This is a genomic window from Pseudomonas sp. BN414, from assembly GCF_029871275.1.
Lineage (GTDB): Bacteria > Pseudomonadota > Gammaproteobacteria > Pseudomonadales > Pseudomonadaceae > Metapseudomonas > Metapseudomonas resinovorans_C.
In genome coordinates, this window is record NZ_SSOL01000065.1 from 268,318 (window position 1) to 289,719 (window position 21,402).

The following is a 21,402-nucleotide window of genomic DNA, read 5'->3' on the forward strand; positions in this document are numbered from 1 at the left end:
TCAGGTAGAAATTATCCGAAGACCTCGGCCAGCCGGGGCGCGATGCGCTCCAGGGCGAGGATTTCCACCGCAGCGCCAATGGCGGCGGCGGCCTTGGGCATGCCATAGACCGCGCAGCTGGCCTGGTCCTGGGCAATGGTCAGGAAGCCGCGGCCGCGCATGCGCTTCAAGCCCTCGGCGCCGTCCCGGCCCATGCCGGTAAGCAGCACGCCGACGGCTTCGCCCTTCCAGTGCTCCACCAGGCTGTCGAAGAAGACATCGATGGAAGGACGATATACGAAGCTGGTGGGCTCGGCGGTATAGGCCAACGTGCCATTTTTCAGCAATCGCAGGTGGTTGTTGGTGCCGGCCAGAAGGATGGCTCCCGGCTGTGGCGGCTCGCCTTCCCGTGCCAGTCGAACCGGCAAGCGAGACTCGCTGGCCAGCCAGTCGGCCATGCCCGCGGCAAAGACTTCGTCCACGTGCTGGACCAGCACCACGGCCGCCGAAAAGTTCGCCGGCAACTGCTTGAGCAGTTGCGCCAGGGACGCCGGACCGCCCGCCGAGGCGCCGATGGCGACCAGGCGCTGGCCGCCGCTGCGCTGGGCACTCGGTTCGGCTGCGCCACGGGCGCGATTGTCGCGCTGGCCCACGAGCCAGCCGATGTTCTGGATCTTGCGCAACAGCAGCGCGGCTTCCTGCGCCTGGCCGCTACTGAGCGCGGGGGTATTCACCGCATCCAGGGCGCCATGGCCCATCGCCTCGAACACCCGGTGCACGTTCTGTTCGATATCCACGGTCACGATGAGGATGGCACAGGGGCTGCGCGCCATGATCTGGCGGGTCGCTTCGACCCCGTCCATCACCGGCATCAGCAGGTCCATCAGCACCACATCCGGCACATCCCGACCGCAGCACTCCACCGCTTCCGCGCCATTGCAGGCGATCCAGGCGATCTGGTGCGCCGGCTCCAGTGCAAGGGCCCGACGCAGCGCTTCGACCGCCAGGGGCATATCGTTGACTATCCCTATCCTCACCCTTGGGCCTCCCCGATCAGCATGACCACGGCATCCAGCAACGCTTCGTCGTGGAAACTGGCCTTCGCCAGATAATAGTCGGCCCCAGCATCCAGGCCGCGTCGACGATCCTCTTCACGATCCTTGTAGGAAACCACCATCACCGGCAACGACTGCAGGCGGTTGTCACGGCGCACCAGGGTGACCAGTTCGATGCCGTCCATGCGCGGCATGTCGATATCGGTGATGAGCAGATCGAAATGCTCCGAACGCAGTGCGTTCCAGCCGTCCATGCCATCCACCGCCACCGCGACTTCGTAGCCGCGACCGGCCAGCAGCTTGCGCTCCAGCTCTCGCACCGTGAGCGAGTCGTCCACCACCAGGACGCGCTTGCGCTGGGCGCCGGCGCCCTGGCGGCCACCGCGATCGACCTTTTCCAGGCGACCGCTGCCGAGCAATTTGCCGACGGACTTCAGCAGGTCCTCGACGTCGAGGATCAGCACGGGCCGGCCATCATCCAGCAATGCCCCGGCGGACAGGTCCTGGACCTTGCCCAGGCGCGGGTCCAGCGGCATCACCACCAGGGTTCGCTCGCCGATGAACCGCTCCACGGCAACGCCGTAGCAAGTGTCGCGCTCATTGATCAGCACCACCGGGATGCCGGCCTCGTCGCGCTTGCCCTCGGCGCACTGAAGGATCTGGCTGGCCGAAACCAGCCCCACGTGCCGGCCTTCGTACCAGAAGTGCTGACGTCCTTCGAGCTGGACGATGTCCTCGTGCTGCAAACGGGTCATGCGTTCGATATGGGCCAGGGGGAAGGCGTACGCCTCGCCGCCCACTTCCACCACCAGGCTGCGCACCACCGACAGGGTCAGGGGTACTTCGATATGGAAGGTCGCCCCCTGGCCGCTGCGCTGTTCCATGCGCACGCCGCCCCGCAACTGGCGCACCATGTGTTGCACCGCATCCAGGCCGACACCGCGCCCGGACACCTCGGTGACCTGTTCGCGCATGCTGAAGCCGGGCAGGAAGAGGAAGGCCAGCAACTCTTCCTCGGTCATCCTCATGGCGGTTTCAAGGTTGGCGAACTGGCGTGCAACCACGGCGTCACGCAGGCGCTCCAGGTCCACCCCGGCGCCATCGTCCGCCAGCTCCAGCAGGAGCATCCCGGCGTGATGGCGAGCATGCAGACGGATCATGCCCTCTTCCGACTTGCCCAGGCGCAAGCGCACCTGCGGGCTTTCGATGCCGTGATCCACGGCATTGCGCAACAAGTGAGTAAGGGGCGCTTCCAGACGCTCCAGCACATCGCGGTCGACCTGGGTGGTCTCGCCGCTTACTTCCAGTCGCACCGGTTTGCCCAGCGAGCGGCCGAGGTCGCGGACCATGCGCGCCTGGCCAGCCAACACGTCGGCGAACGGACGCATGCGCGACGCAAGAGCGGCGTCATAGAGCAACTGGGCACGCTGGCCGCCCTGCCAGCCGAATTCATCGAAATCGGCCATGTAGCCGGAAAGCATCTGCTGGCACTCGCCGAGCAGTTGCCGGGCCTCGCCAAGCATCGCCTGGGCTTGCGGGTCCAGGGTGCCGTCCAGCACCGATTCGCGCGCCACGTCGAGGGCGCGACTGGCGCTGGCCTGAAGGCGCTTGAGACGGTGCAGGGCATCGTTCAGGGGCTTTATGCGCTGGAATTCCACCAGCGACTTGCTGGAGATATCCAGCAGGTGATCAAGACGTTCGGCGCTGACGCGCAGCACCCGGTCACGGGCCTCGGCACCGGTATCCGCAGGGACCTGGGCTTCGACAGGCTCCGGCGACGGTAACGGCGACGGCGCGACAGGAATGACAGGTGCAGAAATGACCGGCGTGGGGATGACCGGCTCGAGAAGCCCTCCCGTAGCTGGCGCAGGCTCGGCGGGCTGCCCCTGCAGGCGGGCTACCAGCGCAGCGATGACATCGCGACCGGCGTTCTCCGCCCAGTCGGCGTCGCTGCCAATGCGCACCAGCAGATCGGAACCCTGCAGCAACGCATCGATATTGTCCGGCTGCAGCCGTACATGCCCCTGGCGCGCGGCCTCAAGCAGGTCTTCCATCACATGGGCGACCCGCACCCCGGCGTCCAGCCCAACGATACGCGCAGCCCCTTTCAGCGAGTGGGCAGCACGCATGCAGGCTTCCAGCTGGTCGGCCTGGGTCGGATTGCGCTCCAGCACCAGCAAACCGGCATTGAGTACCTGGGTCTGGGCATCCGCCTCCAGGCGGAACAGCTCCAGCAGGGATGCGTCGCGCATCTGGTCCGGGGTCATGCCAGGCTCCTTGCCATGGCCTGCAACAGCAGGCTTTCGTCCAGCAGCGTGATGCTGCGTCCACGCCACTGCACCACTCCCGAAGCGAACTGGCGGGCCGCCAGGTCCGGGGTACGGCCCGGGTCGATCACCGCGTCCACGGGAATGCCATGTATGCCGTCTACTTCGTCCACCGGCGCCACCAGCGGTCCACCCTGGCTGGCGAGAATCAGCATGCGCGGCACGACACGCCGCTCACCGTTCGCCTGCCCGCCTTTTTCCAGCCCCAACAACTCGCTCAACGACAGGCAGGCCACCAGTGCCCCACGCACGTTGGTCACGCCCAGCAGGGCCAGGGAACGCTGGTGCGGCAGGGAATGGATGGGGTTGATCGAAGCCACCTCCACCAGGCTGCGTGTCGCCAGGCCGAGCCACTGCTCGCCCAGGCGGAATACCAGGGTTGAACGACGCTCGCGGCCATCTTCCTCCTCCTCCACCGGCGCGGCGGCGATGTCCTCGCGAACCAGCGCGTAGCGGTCGAGCAGCAGGGTGGCAGCGGCCGCATGCACGTCGCAGTTGCGGCAGTGCACGTGGGCTTGCAGGCGTTCGCAGGACTTGTCGCCATGCACGCCAATGCGATTCCAGCAGTCGTCCACGGCGGGCAACTGGTCGCTGGCGATCAGGGGCAGACGGTTATCGGCCATGGCTGTTCACTCCACGACTGGCGCGCTGCAGCAGGCGTTCTGCGCCGGCGCGGTCGCCTCGGGCGGCGAGCAACGCTGCGAGATGCGCCAATGCCTCGGGATGCTGGGGTTCCAGGTAGAGCGCCTTGCGGTAATGGTCCTGGGCTTCATCGGCCTTGCCTGCCACATCGCTGAGCAGGCCCAGCCAGTAGAAGGCATCCGCCGACGGGCCGTGGGCGGACAGGAAGGCTTCGCAAGCGGCGCGGGCTTCTCCGGTTCGGCCGCTGTTGGCAAGGCTTGCGATAGTCGCCAGGGCAGCTTCAGGTCCCGCGCCATCGGCCTTGGCCTTGGGCAACTCGGGCTTTGGCAGCGGCGTGCGCGGCCTCGCCGGCGCTCGGCTGGGCACTGGCGCGGCGGCGACGGGAGCCGGTGCCGGGATGCGTACCTTGGCCGGTTTGGCGGCGATCTGCGGCGGCGCATTGCGAAACACGAAGGCCTGTGGATAACCCAGCGGCTGCATGCCCTGCTGACTGAGCAGACTGGCTTCGGCTGGCCCGATGAACATGGCGCCATCCTTCTGCATGTGGCGCTTGAGCACCTCCAGCACGGCGGTCTGGGTGGTTCGGTCGAAATAGATCAGCAGATTTCGGCAGAAGACGAAGTCGTAGGGCGGCTCACCGGCGAGCAGGCCGGGGTCCAGCAGGTTCCCACGCAGGAAGCGCACCTTGGATGCCACCTGCTGGGCCAACGCATGGCTTTCGCCCGAAGGAATGAAGTAACGGTCGCGAAAGCCCAGGTCGTCGCTGCGGAACGAGTTGCGTCCGTAAAGTCCCTGGCGCGCACGCTCCAGTACCCGTTCGCTGATATCCACCGCATCCACCTGGAACAGCCCCGGCGCCAGGCCAGCATCCAGCAGTGCCATGACGATGGAAAACGGCTCTTCCCCGGTGGAACAGGGCAGGCTGAGGATACGCAAGGGCCGCCCACCCACCAGGTTTGGCAGGCGTTCGAAGGCCAGGCGGCCGAGGGCAGCAAAGGATTCGGGATAACGGAAGAACCAGGTTTCGGGGACCACCACCGCTTCCACCAGCGCCTGCTGTTCAGCCGGCGAAGCGTTGAGGGTGGCCCAATAGGCTTCTTCGTCGTAGCTGCCGCAGGCGTTCATGCGCTGGCGCAGGGCACGCTCGATCACCACCCGGCCGACGGATTCCGCCTCCAAGCCGATGCGGCTCTTCAACAGGGCCTCGAAGCGCTCGATCATGCCGCGCCCTCCGTGGCCGGGAACAGCAACGCGCGCACCTCATCCGGCAGCAGGTCGGCAACGCGGATGCGCTGCACCAGGCCATCGGCGCCCTGGTAGACGGGCCCGAGGTAACGCGCCCCACCCGGCTCCAGGCCGTAGTCGCGGAACTCGTCCGGACTGCAGCGCAGGGTGTCGGTAGCCTGTTCGAGGATCAGCCCGAGCCAGCGTGTCCGCCCTTCCAGCGGGTAATTCACCAGCACCAGCCGGGTACTGGTGCGCACCTGCGCGGATTGGCCAAAGGCGAGCACGCCCAGGTCCAGCACGGGCACCAGCACGCCGCGATGGGAAAACACCCCGGCCACCCAGCCCGGCGTCTCGGGCACCTGCTTCAGTTGGCGCAGGGGCAGGACTTCCACCACTTCATGGACGTCCAGCGCATAGCGGTCGCCGCCCATGCGGAATCGCAGGTAGAGCCGGCCCCTGACGGTGCGGGCCGGCGCGCGGGTACGACTCGGGCACATGGCGCCGACTCAGACCTTGAAGCGGCTGACGCCGGTTCGCAGGCCGTTGGCCACCAGGTTCAGTTCGTCGATGGCGGAGCTGGCCTGGCGCAGGGATTCCACCGTCTGGCCGGTGGCCTCGCCCAGCTGTACCAGGGCCTGGTTGATCTGCTCGGCGCCGGTGGCTTGGGCCTGCATGCCCTCATTGACCATCTGCACGCGGGGCGCCAGCGCCTGCACCTGCTGGATGATCTGCGACAGCTGCTCGCCCACCTGCCCCACTTCGGCGATGCCGCGACGGACTTCCTCGGAGAACTTGTCCATGCCCATGACCCCGGCGGAGACCGCCGACTGGATCTCGCGCACCATCTGCTCGATGTCGTAGGTGGCCACGGCGGTCTGGTCGGCCAGGCGGCGCACCTCGGTGGCGACCACGGCGAAACCGCGGCCGTACTCGCCCGCCTTTTCCGCTTCGATGGCGGCGTTCAGGGACAGCAGGTTGGTCTGGTCGGCCACCTTGACGATGGTGGTGACCACCTGGTTGATGTTGCCGGCCTTCTCGTTGAGGATCGCCAGCTTGGCGTTCACCAGCTCGGCGGCGCCCATCACCTGGTGCATGGTGTCTTCCATGCGCGCCAGGCCAAGCTGGCCGGAGCCGGCGAGGATGGAGGTCTGCTCGGCAGTGCCGGACACCTCGTTCATGGTCCGCACCAGGTCGCGGGAGGTCGCGGCGATCTCCCGCGAGGTGGCGCCGATCTCGGTGGTGGTGGCAGCGGTCTCGGTGGCGGTGGCCTGTTGCTGCTTGGACGTGGCGGCGATCTCGGTGACCGAGGTGGTCATCTGCACCGCCGAGCGCTGGGCCTGGGCCACCAGTGTCTTGAGTTCCTCGGCCATGCTGTTGAAGCCGGTCTCGATGGCGTTGAATTCATCCTTGCGCTGGAGGTCCAGCCGGGTCGACAAGTCGCCACCGCCCATGACCTTCAGGCTATCGACTATGCCGCCCACCGGACGGGTGATGGCGCGCATCAGCAGCAGGCCGCAGATGGCCGCGGCGGCGACCGCCAGCACCATGGCGAGGAGCATGCTGCGCTCGGCGTTGCGCACCGAGTTGACGATCTCTCCGACGGAGCTCTCGGCAGTCCCCTTGTTGAAATCGATCATCTCGTTGAGCAGCTGGCGTCCGCCGTTCCACTGCACGACCAGCCCTTCGCGGAAAGTCCGGCGAGCCTGTTCCAGGCTTCCGGCGTGCACCAACTCCAGTATTTGCGCCTGGTGCTCGCGATAGGTCTTGTGGATGCCGAGGAATTGCCGGTAGCTGTCCAGATCATCGGTCTTGGAGATGGTCTCTTCGTACGACTTGAGGAAGGCATCGAGCTGGTCGGTGCTGTCTTTCAGCGCCTTCTCATCGCCGGGATAGACCTGTATGTCACTTTCGTCGGTCCCACCCAGCAACGCCTGGGTGCGCAGCATGTTGTCAGTCCAGCTGCTGCGCAGCTTGCTGATCACGAACATGCCCGGCACGGAATCGGCCAGCACGCGGTCGCCTTCGTGCTCGATGTTCCGCAACTGCAGGTAGGACATGGTGGCCATCAACAGCATGATGGCGATGATCACCGCGAAACTTGCCTGGATACGCAAGCGAACAGTCCAGTTCTTCACAAAACTTCCCCAGTTACCAATGCCCGGAATCTTGGCGGCCCAGCGCCATTGGCGGCGACTCTAGTGACTCGCCCCAACGGCCGCAAGCACGGAAGGACGTACATTTACGTCGCCAGAAAGCCGGCGGCGCGTGGCCTTGGGGAGTTTGGCAGAAAGTTGCCGGTTTGCAGGAAGGGATTGGAAGGGGTGAGCGAACTCAGAATAGGTAGGAGCGAGCTTGCTCGCGAAGAGTCGCGAGCACGAATCCTTCGCGAGCAAGCTCGCTCCTACAGAGGGACGTACCGGCGGCCGGTCAGGCCAGCTCCTGCCTCACCTGGCGCTCAAGCTCCAGCTTGAGCCCTGGATCGAGTCGCAGCTGGCGCGCCAGTTCTTCCAGGTAGGCGCGTTCCATGAAGTGCTCCTCATCCACCATCAGCACGCTGGCGAGGTACATTTCCGCGGCCATTTCCGGGGTCGAGGCAGCACGGGCAACGTCTGCCGGGTCGAGCGGCTTGTTCAGTTCGGCGTCCAGCCAGCGGCGCAGGTCGGCATCCTGGGTCAGTTTGGCCAACTCTTCTTCGATCAACTGGCGCTCGCGGGCATCCACATGGCCATCGGCCTTGGCCGCCGCCACCAGCGCCTTGAGGATGGCCTGGCTGTGCAGTTCGGCCTGGGGCGCGGGTAGACGATCGAGGGTCTGGGGTTCGCCTTGCGGCGCGCCGGCCTGTTGCGCCTGCCAATTGCCGTAGGCCTTGTAGGCCAGCACGCCGAGCGCGGCCAGGCCGCCATAGGTCAGCGCCTTGCCGCCCAGCTTGCGGGCGCTCTTGTTACCGAGCAGAAGGCCCAGGGCGCCTGCCGCAAGCGCGCCTCCACCTGCGCCTTTGAGCAGGCTGCCGAGATCGCCCGAGCCGGACTTCCCGCCGGAGAAACCGCCGGATTTGCCGTTGGCTTTCTGCTGCAGGAGGTTCTGGCCGGATTTGAGCAGTTGGTCGAGCAGTCCGCGGGTAATCATGGAAAACCTCCGAGTCATTCCGAGTTCACAGATCGACCGACTCTAGCCGTAGGGATTCCGCAGGGCAGTTCACAGAGTGCTTCGAGATATTGCTGCGGGCCCGCAGGGTGGCGGAAATCGACGTAACCATCTAAAAAAGCGAATCGCTCGTTCAGATTTCGATAAACCCTAACCACCGGCCGCCATTCAGACGCGAACCACGCCCATGATGACCCTCCGCCAGATTCGCCATTTCATCGCCGTCGCCGAAACCGGCTCCATCTCCGCTGCCGCCCAGGCGGTGTTCATCTCCCAATCCACCCTGACCCTGGCCATTCAGCAGCTGGAGGAGGAAATCGGCGTCAACCTGTTCAATCGTCACGCCAAGGGCATGTCGCTGACGCACCAGGGCCACCAGTTCCTGCGCCAGGCGCACCTGATCCTCGCCACGGTGGAGAACGCCAAGCGCAGCCTGCAACAGAGCACCGACCAGGTGGCCGGCAGCCTCACCATCGGCGTGACCAGCCTGGTAGCGGGTTATTACCTGGCCGACCTGATCACCCGCTTCCAGCGCGCTTACCCCAACGTGAAGACCCGCGTGGTGGAAGACGAGCGCCCGTACATCGAGCACCTGCTGGTCAGCGGCGAGATCGACGTAGGTGTGCTGATCCTCTCCAACCTGGAAGACCGCCACGCGCTGCAGACCGAAGTACTGACCCACTCGCCGCACCGCCTCTGGCTCCCAGCCCAGCACCCACTGCTGGAACGCGACAGCATCGCCCTGGCGGATGTGGCCGGTGAGCCGCTGATCCAGCTCAACGCGGACGAGATGGGCCTGCACACCCAGCGCATCTGGTCCCGCGCCGGGCTGACACCCCAGGTGACCCTGCGCACCGCCTCGGTGGAAGCGGTGCGAAGCCTGGTGGCGGCCGGCCTCGGACTGTCGATCCAGCCGGACATGACTTACCGCCCCTGGTCACTGGAGGGCGACATCATCGAGGCCCGCCCCCTGGTGGACCTGGGTGCGCCGCTGGACGTCGGCCTGGCCTGGAGACGGGGCACCGCACGCCCGGCCCTGGTGGACCCCTTCATCACCGTGGCGCGGGAACAGCCAAACAACCGCAGGCTTTCGATTTAATCGAACGCTGCTTTCAATATTTAGAATTTGTCGACCTCCAGCCCGGCCTCTAGTCTCTCCTCCCCATAAGCAGAGGCATGCCGGGCTCCAAGGAGCACGGGATGACCACAGAACAAAAGTCCGAGAAGAAAAGAGCCAGCAAGATGACCGGCGCCGCCAGCACCCCGCCCCTGCACACCGAACTGCTGATCGACGGCCAGCTCGTCATCGGCGAAGGGTTGGCCGAGCCGATCATCAACCCCGCCAGCGGCGAAACCCTAGTGACCATCGCCGAAGCCTCCATCGAGCAGGTGGAAACCGCCGTCGCCGCCGCCCATCGCGCCTTCACCAGTTGGTCGCGTACCACGCCTGCGCAACGCGCCACCGCCCTGCTGGCCATTGCCGACGCCATCGAGAAGCGCGCCGATCAGCTTTCCCGCCTTGAGGCCCTGAACTGCGGCAAGCCGCTGCACCTGGCGCGTCAGGACGACATCCCCGCCACCGCCGACGTATTCCGTTTCTTCGCCGGCGCCGTGCGCTGCCAGCAGGGCCAGCTCGCCGGTGAATACGTGCCCGGCCACACCAGCCTGGTGCGCCGCGACCCGGTGGGTGTGGTCGCCTCCATCGCACCCTGGAACTACCCGTTGATGATGGCGGCCTGGAAGATCGCCCCGGCGCTGGCTGCCGGCAATACCCTGATCTTCAAGCCGTCCGAACACACCCCGCTGTCTATCCTGGCCCTCGCGCCGGCGCTGGCGGAAATCCTCCCTCCGGGGGTGATCAACATCCTCTGTGGCGGCGGCGACAGCGTCGGCAGCCAGTTGGTCGGCCACCCACGCGTGCGTATGGTGTCGCTCACCGGCGACATCGTCACCGGCCAGAAGATTCTCCAAACCGCCGCGCGCACCTTGAAACGCACCCACCTCGAACTGGGCGGCAAGGCGCCGGTGATCGTCTGCAACGATGCCGACATCGACGCCGTGGTCCATGGCGTGCGCACCCACGGCTACTACAACGCCGGGCAGGACTGCACCGCCGCCTGCCGCATCTACGCCCAGGCCGGCATCCACGATCGCCTGGTGAGCGAATTGGGCGAGGCCGTGGCCAGCCTGCGCTTCGCCCGCAAGCGTGACCAGGACAACGAAATCGGCCCGCTGATCAGCTCCCGCCAGCGCGACCGCGTGGCCAGCTTCGTCGAGCGCGCCCTCGGTCAGCCCCACATCGAGCGCGTCACTGGCGCCGCCGTGCACTCCGGTGCGGGCTTCTACTACCAGCCCACCCTGCTGGCCGGCTGCAAGCAGCAGGATGAGATCGTCCAGCGCGAAGTCTTCGGCCCGGTGGTCACCGTCACTCGCTTCGACGACCTGGCCCAGGCCGTGGATTGGGCCAACGACTCCGAATACGGCCTGGCCTCCTCCGTCTGGACGCAGAACCTGGACAAGGCCATGCAAGTGGCCGCGCGGCTGCAATACGGCTGCACCTGGATCAACACCCATTTCATGCTTGCCAGCGAGATGCCCCACGGCGGCCTCAAGCGCTCCGGCTATGGCAAGGACCTGTCCAGCGACTCGCTGCAGGACTACAGCGTGGTGCGCCACATAATGGCCCGCCACGGCACGGACCTCTGAGTGCCTGCCCATGGCCAGCTGCGCGTCGGCGATACAGCGTCAAGAACAGGCTTGGAAAATTAGAAGAAACAAAGGCCTCTAAGGCCGGCTGTACCCGCTTCATCTGCCCCGACCAATAACGAAAAAGAGGGAACAACATGTCCGTGCGCAAAACCGCCCTGCTCAGCGCAGTGGCCACCGCCATCCTCGCCAGCGGCAGCCTGCAGGCCGCCGAAGCCCTAAAGCAAGTCGGCGCCGGCGAAGGCCAGCTCGACATCATTGCGTGGCCCGGCTACATCGAGCGCGGCGAGTCGGACAAGAACTACGACTGGGTCACCCAGTTCGAGAAAGACAGCGGTTGCAAGGTCAATGTGAAAACCGCCGCCACCTCCGACGAGATGGTCAGCCTGATGGCCAAGGGCGGCTATGACCTGGTCACCGCCTCCGGCGACGCCTCCCTGCGCCTGATCTATGGCAAGCGCGTACAGCCGATCAATCCGGAGCTGATCCCCAACCTGAAGAACCTCGACCCGCGCCTGAAGGACGCGCCCTGGTTCACCGTCGACGGCAAGTCCTACGGCACCCCCTACCAGTGGGGCCCGAACCTGCTGATGTACAACACCAAGGCCTTCGCCAAGGCCCCGGACAGCTGGAGCGCGGTGTTCGAACCCCAGGACCTGGCCGATGGCAAGGCCAACAAGGGCCGCGTGCAGGCTTACGACGGCCCCATCTACATCGCCGACGCCGCGCTCTACCTGAAGTCCGCCAAGCCGGAACTGGGCATCCAGGACCCATACCAACTGACCGAAGCGCAGTACACCGCCGTGCTCGACCTGCTGCGCAAGCAACATGGTCTGGTGCACCGTTACTGGCATGACGCGACCGTGCAGATGAGCGACTTCAAGAACGAAGGCGTGGCCGCCTCCAGCACCTGGGGCTACATGGCCAACACCCTGAAAGCCGAAGGTCAGCCTGTGGCCACCGTCGTGCCGAAGGAAGGCGTCACCGGCTGGGCCGACACCACCATGCTGCACGTCGACGCCAAGCACCCGAGCTGCGCCTACAAGTGGATGAACTGGTCGCTGGAACCCAAGGTCCAGGGCGACGTTGCTGCCTGGTTCGGTTCCCTGCCCGCCGCCCCGGAAGGCTGCAAGGCCAGCGCCCTGCTCGGCGCCGAAGGCTGCACCACCAACGGCTTCGATCAGTTCGACAAGATCGCCTTCTGGAAAACCCCGCAGGCCGAGGGCGGCAAGTTCGTCCCCTATAGCCGCTGGACCCAGGACTACATCGCCATTATGGGCGGTCGCTGATAGCTCCCCTCTCCCGCTTGCGGGAGAGGGGCCGGGGGAGAGGGTAGCTCGGCACCGCGCGGTGTTTCCCTCTCCCCAGCCCTCTCCCTGAAGGGAGAGGGAGTTTGTTCGTACTCGCCTGGAAACACCGAGCGGCTGACATACCCCTCATCCGCACGCGGCCCGCCCAGCCCTCTCCCAGAGCGAGAGGGAATTTGTCCGAGCCACCTGAAATTCCCGCAGGGTCTCCACCGCGAGGCCCCGCCCAAGTCATGTCTTTTTTCGCGTCACCGGAGCACCACACCATGACACTTGCTGTCCAGTTCACCCAGGTTTCCCGCCAGTTCGGCGAGGTCAAGGCCGTCGACCGGGTATCCATCGATATCAAGGACGGCGAGTTCTTCTCCATGCTCGGCCCATCCGGCTCGGGCAAGACCACCTGCCTGCGCCTGATCGCCGGTTTCGAACAACCTACTTCGGGTTCCATCCGCATCCACGGTGAAGAAGCCGCCGGCCTGCCGCCCTACGAGCGCGACGTGAACACCGTGTTCCAGGACTACGCCCTGTTCCCCCACATGAACGTGCGCGAGAACGTCGCCTACGGCCTCAAGGTGAAGGGCGTGGCGAAGGCCGAGCGCCTGGCCCGCGCCGAGGAAGCCCTGGGAATGGTTGCCCTGGCCGGCTACGGCGACCGCAAACCGGCACAGCTTTCCGGCGGCCAGCGCCAGCGCGTGGCCCTGGCCCGCGCCCTGGTCAACCGCCCGCGCGTACTGCTGCTGGACGAGCCCCTCGGTGCCCTGGACCTCAAGCTGCGCGAGCAGATGCAGAGCGAGCTGAAGAAGCTGCAGCGCCAGCTCGGCATCACCTTCATCTTCGTCACCCACGACCAGGGTGAAGCGCTGTCCATGTCCGACCGCGTGGCCGTGTTCAACAAGGGCCGCATCGAGCAGGTGGACACCCCGCGCAACCTCTACATGAAACCGGCCACGCCCTTCGTCGCCGAGTTCGTGGGTACCTCCAACGTGCTGCGCGGCGACGTAGCGCGTCAGCTCACCGGTGTCGAGCAGCCCTTCTCCATCCGCCCCGAGCACATCCGCTTCGCCCATGGCGAGCGCAACGGCAGCGATGTGGAAATCAGCGGCCTGCTTCACGACATCCAGTACCAGGGCGCCGCCACCCGCTATGAAATCCGCCTGGATAACGGCCAGAACCTCTGCGTCAGCCTGCCCAACAGCCAGTGGCAGGACGCCGCGCCGCTGCACCAGCAGGGCCAGGTGGTCACCGCCCGCTGGGCGCGCGATGCCATGGTCCAGCTGACCGAGGGCGCGTGACATGGAACTGACCCTCAACGCCGAGCGGCCACGCGCCGCCAATGGCCTGATGCGCAGGTTCTCGGGCCTGCTCTATCGCCGGCCGACGCTGTACCTCTCGCTGCTGCTGGTGCCGCCGCTGCTGTGGTTCGGCGCCATCTACCTGGGCTCGCTGCTGACGCTGCTCTGGCAGGGTTTCTATACCTTCGACGACTTCACCATGACGGTGTCGACGGACCTGACCCTGGTGAACTTCGGCGCGCTGTTCCAGGCCGCCAACTTCGACATCATCGTGCGCACGCTGAGCATGGCCGTCGCCGTGTCCATCGCCAGCGCCGCCCTGGCCTTCCCCATCGCCTACTACATGGCGCGCTACACCACGGGCAAGACCAAGGCGTTCTTCTACATCGCGGTGATGATGCCCATGTGGGCCAGCTACATCGTCAAGGCCTACGCCTGGACCCTGCTGCTGGCCAAGGGCGGCGTGGTGATGTGGTTCGTCCAGGCCCTGCACCTGCAGCCCGTGCTGGAGCTGCTGCTGGGTGTACCCGGCGTCGGCGGCAGCACCCTGTCGACCTCGCACCTCGGGCGCTTCCTGGTGTTCGTGTACATCTGGCTGCCGTTCATGATCCTGCCGATCCAGGCGTCCCTCGAGCGGCTGCCGCCGTCGCTGCTGCAAGCCTCGGCCGACCTCGGTGCGCACCCGCGCCAGACCTTCATGCAGGTGATCCTGCCGCTGTCCATCCCGGGCATCGCCGCCGGCTCGATCTTCACCTTCAGCCTGACCCTGGGCGACTTCATCGTGCCGCAGTTGGTGGGCCCGCCCGGCTACTTCATCGGCAGCATGGTCTACGCCCAACAGGGCGCCATCGGCAACATGCCCATGGCCGCCGCCTTCACCCTGGTGCCGATCGTGCTGATCGCCGTTTACCTGTCCATCGTCAAACGTCTGGGGGCCTTCGATGCACTCTGAGAAAGCGTCCTGGGGCCTGAAAGCGGCCGCCTGGGGCGGGCTGGCATTCCTGCACATCCCGATCCTGATCATCTTCCTGTACGCCTTCAACACCGAAGACGCCGCCTTCAGCTTCCCGCCGCAGGGCTTCACCCTGCACTGGTTCAGCGTCGCCTTCGGCCGCGCCGACGTGGTGGAAGCGATCAATCTGTCGCTGCAGGTCGCGGTCGTCGCCACGCTGATCGCCATGGTGCTCGGCACCCTGGCCGCGGCCGCGCTGTACCGCCGCAGCTTCTTCGGCAAGGAAGGCATCTCGCTGATGCTGATCCTGCCGATCGCCCTGCCCGGCATCATCACCGGCATCGCCCTGCTCTCGGCGTTCAAGGGACTGGGCATCGAGCCGGGGCTGCTGACCATCGTCATCGGCCACGCCACCTTCTGCGTGGTGATCGTCCACAACAACGTGATCGCGCGCTTCCGCCGTACCTCCCACAGCCTCATCGAAGCCTCGATGGACCTGGGTGCGGATGGCTGGCAGACGTTCCGCCACATCATCCTGCCGAACCTCGGCTCGGCCCTGCTGGCAGGCGGCATGCTGGCGTTCGCGCTGTCGTTCGACGAGATCATCGTCACCACCTTCACCGCCGGCCACGAACGCACCCTGCCGATCTGGCTGCTCAACCAGCTCAGCCGCCCGCGCGACGTCCCTGTGACCAACGTGGTGGCCATGCTGGTGATGCTGGTGACCATGCTGCCCATCCTCGCCGCCTACTACCTGACCAAGGGTGGCGAGAGCGTGGCGGGTAGTGGGAAGTAACCCCATGCACGCCCTCTCTCCGGCTTTTCTCCCCTCTACCGCTTGCGGGAGAGGGGCCGGGGGTGAGGGCAGCGAAGTCAGATCCAGAACACGCGGCTGCCGGCGAGTCCGCAGCCCTCTCCCTAGCCCTCCCCTAGCCGGTCGCCCCTGAAGGGAGAGGGAACAAAAGCGAGGAAGACCCCATGCAAACCAAACTCCTGATCAACGGCCAACTCGTCGCCGGTGAGGGCCCCAGCCTCGCCGTGCTCAACCCGTCCCTCGGCACCGCCCTGGTGGAAATCGCCGAGGCCAGCCCGGCTCAGGTCGATGCCGCCGTGCGTGCCGCCGACGCCGCCTTCCCGGCCTGGTCGCAGACTTCGCCAAAGGACCGCGCCACCCTGCTGCTGAAACTCGCCGACACCATCGACGCCCACGCCGAAGAACTCGCCCGCCTGGAATCGCAGAACTGCGGCAAGCCCTACGCCGCCGCGCTGAATGACGAACTGCCGGCCATCGCCGACGTGTTCCGCTTCTTCGCCGGTGCCAGCCGCTGCATGAGCGGCTCCGCCGCTGGCGAATACCTGCCCGGCCACACCTCGATGATCCGCCGTGACCCGGTCGGCGTGGTCGCCTCCATAGCGCCGTGGAACTACCCGCTGATGATGGCCGCCTGGAAACTCGGCCCGGCGCTCGCCGCCGGCAACACCGTGGTGCTGAAGCCCTCCGAGCAGACCCCGTTGACCGCGCTGAAGCTGGCCGAATTCATCGCCGAGCTCTTCCCCGCCGGCGTGGTGAACATGGTCTTCGGCCGCGGCCCGAGCGTCGGCGAGCCGCTGACCACCCACCCGAAGGTGCGCATGGTTTCCCTCACCGGCTCGGTCGCCACCGGCTCGCGCATCATCGCCGGCACCGCCGACAGCGTGAAACGCATGCACATGGAACTGGGCGGCAAGGCCCCGGTGATCATCTTCGACGACGCCGACATCGACGCCGCCGTCGAAGGCATCCGCACCTTCGGCTTCTACAACGCCGGCCAGGACTGCACCGCCGCCTGCCGCATCTATGCGCAGAAAGGTATCTACGAGAAATTCGTGGCCAAGCTCGGCGAGGCCGTCGGCAGCATCAAGACCGGCCTGCAGGACGACCCGGACACCGAACTCGGCCCGCTGATCACCGAGCAGCACCTGGAGCGTGTCGAAGGCTTCGTCCAGCGCGCCAGCGCCGTGCCGCACATCCAGGTGGTCACCGGCGGCAAGCGCGTCGAGGGTCCGGGCTTCTTCTTCCAGCCCACTGTGCTCGCCGGCGCCCGCCAGGACGACGAGATCGTCCGCCGCGAAGTGTTCGGCCCGGTGGTTTCGGTCACCGCCTTCGACACGGAAGAGCAGGTGCTGGAGTGGGCCAACGATTCCGACTACGGCCTGGCCTCCTCGCTCTGGACTGCCGACGTCGGCCGCGCCCACCGCCTGTCCGCACGCCTGCAGTACGGCTGCACCTGGGTCAACACTCATTTCATGCTGGTCAGCGAAATGCCCCACGGCGGCGTCAAGCACTCCGGCTACGGCAAGGACATGTCCATGTACGGGCTGGAGGATTACACCGCCATTCGCCATGTGATGTTCAAGCACTGATTGGCAGCACCGAACCCTGTGGGGGCGACTTCAGTCGCTAAGCAGGCCGCAGGCCTGCCCTTGGGAGTCCAAGGGGGCAGCTGCGCTGCCCATCGCGAATGAATTCGCCCCCACAAGAGCGGTAGATCCGCCCCGCTTCACCCAACCAGGAGAACGAGCAATGCGTAATACCTTGCGTAATTTCAGCTTCATCCTGTTTTGCGCCATGGCCGGGATGGCCCAGGCCGCTGACGATGCCAAGGCCATAGTCGATGGCTACATGGCTGCCTGGAACGCCCACGACGTCGACAAGGCCGCCAGCTTCCTGGCCGAAGACGCGGTGTACTTCGACGCCACGGTCGGAACGCCCCAGGAAGGTCGTACCGCAGCCCGCGACAATGTCATCAAGGTGTTCGTCGGTGCGGTGCCCAACCTCACCTGGAAGATGACCAGCGAGCCCATCATCAGTGCCGATGGCATCGCCTTCCAGTGGGAATTCGCCGGTACCAACAGCGGAGCCTGGAGCGCCGAAACCCCGGCCACCAACAAGCCGCTGAAGTTCGAAGGCGTGAGCTTCATCCGCGTCAAGAACGGCAAGATCACCTACCAGGGCGACTACTACGACGCCCTCGGTTTCAACAAGCAACTCGGCTGGTAAGCCTTTCGCCGGCGCCCGCCATGGGCGCCGGCCCTCCCCTGCTCGCCCCCCGCTCCTCGATCTATAAAAACTACCTTGCAAGGATTCGCCATGACCGTCACCCGCCGTGATTTCCTCAACGGTGTCGCCCTCACTATTGCCGCTGGCCTCACGCCCATGCAACTGCTGCGCGCCGCCCCGTCCGGCCGCTACTACCCGCCGGCCCTCACTGGCCTGCGTGGCAGCCACCCCGGCGCTTTCGAGGTGGCCCACCAGATGGGCTGGGAGAAGAAGAAGTTCGACACTGACGGCCTGCCAGTGAGTGAGGAATACGACCTGGTGGTGGTCGGCGGTGGCATCAGCGGCCTGGCTGCAGCCTGGTTCTATCGCGAGAAGCAACCGAACGCGCGCATCCTGATCATCGAGAACCACGACGATTTCGGCGGCCACGCCAAGCGCAACGAATTCGAGGCCGGTGGCCGCATGATCCTCGGCTACGGCGGCAGCGAATCCTTCCAGTCGCCCAACCACCTCTATAGCGACACGGTGAACGGCGTGCTGAAGAAGCTCGGAGTCGACATCAAGCGCTTCGAGACCGCCTTCGACCGCGACTTCTACCCCAACCTCGGCCTGTCCCGCGGGGTGTTCTTCGACAAGGAGAACTTCGGTGTGGACAAGCTGGTGAGTGGCGACCCGACGCCCATGGTGGCGGATGACATCGCTCCGGAGAAACTCAATGCCCGCTCCTGGCGCGCTTTCATCAGCGACTTCCCGCTGCCCGAGGCAGACCGCCAGGCGCTGATCGACCTCTACGAGGCGCCCCGCGACTACCTCGCCGGCAAGACCGCCGAAGAGAAGGAAGCCCACCTGGCCAAGACCAGCTACCGCGATTTCCTGCTTAAGGACGTGGGCCTTTCCGAAGGCGCGGTGAAGTACTTCCAGAGCCGCACCAATGACTTCTCCGCCCTCAGCATCGATGCCGTGGCCGCCTACGACGCCTACTACGTCGGCTTCCCCGGCTTCGCGGCGATGCAATTGCCGCCCATTGGCGAGGAAGCCAAGGCCGAGATGGAAGAGCCGTACATCTACCACTTCCCCGATGGCAACGCCTCGGTGGCGCGCCTGCTGGTGCGCGACCTGATTCCGGCGGTGGCGCCCGGCAAAGGCATGGAAGACATCGTCCTGGCGCAGTTCGACTACAGCCAGCTGGACGTCGCCGACAGCCCGGTGCGCCTGCGCCTGAACAGCACGGCGGTGAGCGTGAAGAACCGCGAGGGTGGCGTTGACGTCGGCTACAGCCGTGGCGGCCAGCTGGCGAAGGTGCGCAGCAAGCACTGTGTGCTCGCCTGCTACAACATGATGATCCCTTACCTGCTGCGCGACCTGTCCGCCGAGCAGGCCCAGGCCCTGAGTCAGAACGTGAAGTTCCCGCTGGTGTACACCAAGGTGGTGATCCGCAACTGGGAAAGCTTCCAGAAGCTCGGCGTGCACGAGATCTATGCCACCACCCAGCCCTACAGCCGGATCAAGCTGGACTACCCGGTGGACCTCGGCGGCTACCGACATCCGCGCGATCCGAAACAGCCCATCGGCCTGCACATGGTCTATGTGCCCACCTCGCCGAACGCCGGCATGGACGCCCGCACCCAGGCCCGCACCGGTCGCGCCAAGCTCTACGCGACGACCTTCGAGCAGCTCGAAGCGCAGCTGCGCGACCAGCTCCAGCGCATGCTCGGTCCGGGCGGTTTCGATCACCAGAAGGACATCCTCGCCATCACCGTCAACCGTTGGTCCCACGGCTACGCCAACTTCGCCAACTCGCTGTTCGACGACGAGGAAGCGAGCGAGAAGACCATGCTGCTGGCGCGCAAGCCGCTGGGCAACGTGACCATCGCCAACTCCGATGCGGCCTGGAGCGCCTATGCCCACGCGGCGATAGACGAAGCCCATCGCGCGGTGGGCGAACTCGGCTGACCGACCTTCCGTGGCCCAGACCACCGGGCCACGATTTCGCGCCGCCGCTTGCGGCGCCTTCCTGCCCCACCCCATTTCGGTAGTCCAGCATGCAGAGCAGTACTCGACAGCCCCAGGCACAAGCACCGGACGACAGCGTCCAGGGCAACTCCACACTCGACCAGGTCAAGCTGCTGATCGACGGCCTGAACAGCCGCTGGAACGAGATCAGCAAAGTCTCAGACGTGATTCGCCAGATCGCCAGGAATACCAACCTGGTCGCCCTCAACGCCGCCATCGAGGCTGCCCGTGCCGGCGAACTCGGACGCGGTTTTGCCGTGGTCGCGGACGAGGTGCGGCGCCTGGCCACCCAGTCGGCCAATGCCACCGCCGATATCGGCAGCGTGGTCGCCACTATCCGCCAGGAAAGCGAGAAGGCCCTGGAACAGGTGCAGCGCGCGGAAAGTGCCGCCAGGGCGGAGACGGCCGAAGTCCTGCTGGCCCGCGAGGCGCAGCAGTTACAGAGCCAGTTCGCGGTCATGGCTGCTGCGCTCTATGGCCTCAAGCACTTCATCCTCGGGCTTCATGCGCAGGGCATCGGCCCGCAGCGCGAGCAGATCGACGCCGTGATGCAGCAGTTCCTCCTGCAGAACCCCGGCCTGCTGGCCTTTGCCTGTGCCAGCGAACCCAACGCCCTGGACGGCCGCGACGCCGAATTCGCCAACCAACCAGGCTACGACCATACCGGCCGCATCATGGCCTACTGGAACCGGGGCGCCGGTGCCATCCAGCGCGAGTGCCTGGTGGGCTACGACGGCGACTGGTACGAACTGCCACGACGCAAGGGCCGCGACCTTTTCATGGAGCCTTACGATTACACGGTGGCCGGCAGCACGGTATTGATGACCTCCTTCATGACCCCGATGCTGGCCGGAGGTCGCTTCCTCGGCATACTCGGTGCCGACTACAGCCTGCAGCAGCTCCAGGAGCGCCTCAGCCAGCTCAAGCCGTTCGGCAACGGCCACTACGCGCTGCTGTCCAACGCTGCCCACTACGTGACCCACCCGGACGGAAAACGACTGGGCACCCCGGCCAACGAATTGCCCGGCGATGCCCGCAGCGCCATTCGCGATGGCAAGTCGTTGCAATTCAAGGGCGAGGGCAACGCCATCTGCCTGCTGCATCCGATCTTCGTCGGCAATTGCAACGCGCCCTGGTCGTTGCTGTTGCAGTTCGATCCTGAGCAGGCTGGCTAATTTTTCTGTAGGGGCGAATTCATTCGCGAAATGGGGTTGCTGCGAGCCGACCTGACACAACCCTCTCCCCCGGCCCCTCTCCCTGAAGGGCGAGGGGTGACTCACCTTGAGACTCACAGCGGTGGTTCGGGTGAACTCAGACCCGCAGCGCACACGGAACTGCCCCCTCTCCCTCCGGGAGAGGGTTGGGGTGAGGATGAAGTGGCCTAATGATTCTGGACACCCCGATAGGGCGTTAAGCTGCGCCCAAGCACGAGGTGTTCATGAGCAGAAGATCATTCAGTCCGGAATTCAAACTCGAGGCCGCCAGTCTGGTGCTCGATCAAGGCTATTCCATACCGGCAGCCTGCAAGGCGATGGGGGTAGGCCCAACTGCCATGCGGCGCTGGGTCGAGCAATTGACCCTGGAGCGCCATGGCAAGACGCCGGAACACGGCAAGGCGATGACGCCGGAGCAGCGGCGAATCCAGGAGCTGGAGGCCCAGGTGCGGCGGCTGGAGCGGGAGAAAGAGATCCTAAAAAAGGCTACCGCTCTCTTGATGT

General features: G+C 65.7%; 17 protein-coding genes and 2 pseudogenes. 12 read left to right on the forward strand and 7 right to left on the reverse strand.

Annotation, left to right across the window (positions count from 1 at the left end; genetic code table 11):
• Positions 1-11 precede the first annotated feature (11 nt).
• From E8E95_RS14310 to E8E95_RS14340, 7 genes are all read right to left on the reverse strand, one after another.
• The gene (locus E8E95_RS14310) at positions 12-1,016 is read right to left on the reverse strand and encodes a chemotaxis response regulator protein-glutamate methylesterase (protein WP_280351154.1); all 1,005 of its coding nucleotides are present in this window, start codon (positions 1,014-1,016) and stop codon (positions 12-14) included.
• Entirely contained in the window at positions 1,013-3,301 is a 2,289-nt protein-coding gene (locus tag E8E95_RS14315) for a hybrid sensor histidine kinase/response regulator (protein WP_280351156.1), read from the reverse strand. Before E8E95_RS14315 ends, E8E95_RS14310 begins: the two co-directional genes overlap by 4 nt.
• A complete protein-coding gene (locus E8E95_RS14320) occupies positions 3,298-3,984 on the reverse strand; it encodes a chemotaxis protein CheW (protein ID WP_280351157.1) in 687 nt (228 codons plus the stop codon). Before E8E95_RS14320 ends, E8E95_RS14315 begins: the two co-directional genes overlap by 4 nt.
• Positions 3,974-5,224, reverse strand: coding sequence for a CheR family methyltransferase (locus tag E8E95_RS14325; protein WP_280351159.1), 1,251 nt, complete (start codon positions 5,222-5,224; stop codon positions 3,974-3,976). The genes E8E95_RS14320 and E8E95_RS14325 overlap by 11 nt, the downstream gene beginning before the upstream one ends.
• A complete protein-coding gene (locus E8E95_RS14330; protein ID WP_280351161.1) occupies positions 5,221-5,727 on the reverse strand; it encodes a chemotaxis protein CheW in 507 nt (168 codons plus the stop codon). Before E8E95_RS14330 ends, E8E95_RS14325 begins: the two co-directional genes overlap by 4 nt.
• A gap of 9 nt (positions 5,728-5,736) precedes the next feature.
• Positions 5,737-7,365, reverse strand: coding sequence for a methyl-accepting chemotaxis protein (locus tag E8E95_RS14335; RefSeq protein WP_280351163.1), 1,629 nt, complete (start codon positions 7,363-7,365; stop codon positions 5,737-5,739).
• Positions 7,366-7,657: 292 nt separating this feature from the next.
• Positions 7,658-8,356, reverse strand: coding sequence for a tellurite resistance TerB family protein (locus E8E95_RS14340; RefSeq protein WP_280351165.1), 699 nt, complete (start codon positions 8,354-8,356; stop codon positions 7,658-7,660).
• A 205-nt stretch (positions 8,357-8,561) separates the two neighbouring features.
• Here E8E95_RS14340 and E8E95_RS14345 point away from each other — a divergent pair, with 205 nt between their 5' ends.
• The 12 genes and pseudogenes from E8E95_RS14345 to E8E95_RS14400 all read left to right on the forward strand — a co-directional run.
• Complete coding sequence (locus E8E95_RS14345) at positions 8,562-9,473, forward strand: LysR family transcriptional regulator (RefSeq protein ID WP_179060345.1); 912 nt, start codon at positions 8,562-8,564, stop codon at positions 9,471-9,473.
• A gap of 101 nt (positions 9,474-9,574) precedes the next feature.
• Positions 9,575-11,080: a gamma-aminobutyraldehyde dehydrogenase gene (locus E8E95_RS14350; RefSeq protein ID WP_280351167.1), complete on the forward strand. Its 1,506-nt coding sequence runs from the start codon at positions 9,575-9,577 to the stop codon at positions 11,078-11,080.
• A 137-nt stretch (positions 11,081-11,217) separates the two neighbouring features.
• The gene (ydcS, locus tag E8E95_RS14355; RefSeq protein WP_280351169.1) at positions 11,218-12,369 is read left to right on the forward strand and encodes a putative ABC transporter substrate-binding protein YdcS; all 1,152 of its coding nucleotides are present in this window, start codon (positions 11,218-11,220) and stop codon (positions 12,367-12,369) included.
• 284 nt (positions 12,370-12,653) lie between these two features.
• On the forward strand, positions 12,654-13,679 hold the full coding sequence (locus tag E8E95_RS14360; protein ID WP_280351172.1) for an ABC transporter ATP-binding protein: 1,026 nt from the start codon (positions 12,654-12,656) through the stop codon (positions 13,677-13,679).
• 1 nt (position 13,680) lies between these two features.
• Positions 13,681-14,631 (forward strand): ABC transporter permease, encoded by a 951-nt coding sequence (locus E8E95_RS14365; protein WP_280351174.1) that lies wholly within the window; start codon positions 13,681-13,683, stop codon positions 14,629-14,631.
• Positions 14,621-15,427, forward strand: a complete 807-nt coding sequence (locus tag E8E95_RS14370) for an ABC transporter permease (protein ID WP_280351176.1) — start codon at positions 14,621-14,623, stop codon at positions 15,425-15,427. Before E8E95_RS14365 ends, E8E95_RS14370 begins: the two co-directional genes overlap by 11 nt.
• A 182-nt stretch (positions 15,428-15,609) precedes the next feature.
• Complete coding sequence (locus E8E95_RS14375; RefSeq protein ID WP_280351178.1) at positions 15,610-17,034, forward strand: gamma-aminobutyraldehyde dehydrogenase; 1,425 nt, start codon at positions 15,610-15,612, stop codon at positions 17,032-17,034.
• Positions 17,035-17,194: 160 nt separating this feature from the next.
• Positions 17,195-17,671, forward strand: coding sequence for a nuclear transport factor 2 family protein (locus tag E8E95_RS14380; RefSeq protein WP_280351180.1), 477 nt, complete (start codon positions 17,195-17,197; stop codon positions 17,669-17,671).
• Positions 17,672-17,761: 90 nt separating this feature from the next.
• The gene (locus E8E95_RS14385; protein ID WP_280351182.1) at positions 17,762-19,624 is read left to right on the forward strand and encodes an NAD(P)/FAD-dependent oxidoreductase; all 1,863 of its coding nucleotides are present in this window, start codon (positions 17,762-17,764) and stop codon (positions 19,622-19,624) included.
• Between the two features lie 89 nt (positions 19,625-19,713).
• Positions 19,714-20,085, forward strand: a pseudogene (locus tag E8E95_RS14390) (methyl-accepting chemotaxis protein); the annotation flags it as partial.
• A gap of 264 nt (positions 20,086-20,349) precedes the next feature.
• A pseudogene (locus tag E8E95_RS14395) lies at positions 20,350-20,859 on the forward strand (cache domain-containing protein); the annotation flags it as partial.
• A gap of 257 nt (positions 20,860-21,116) precedes the next feature.
• Positions 21,117-21,402 (forward strand): transposase (locus E8E95_RS14400; RefSeq protein ID WP_280348068.1); only part of this gene is annotated, 286 nt, incomplete at its 3' end.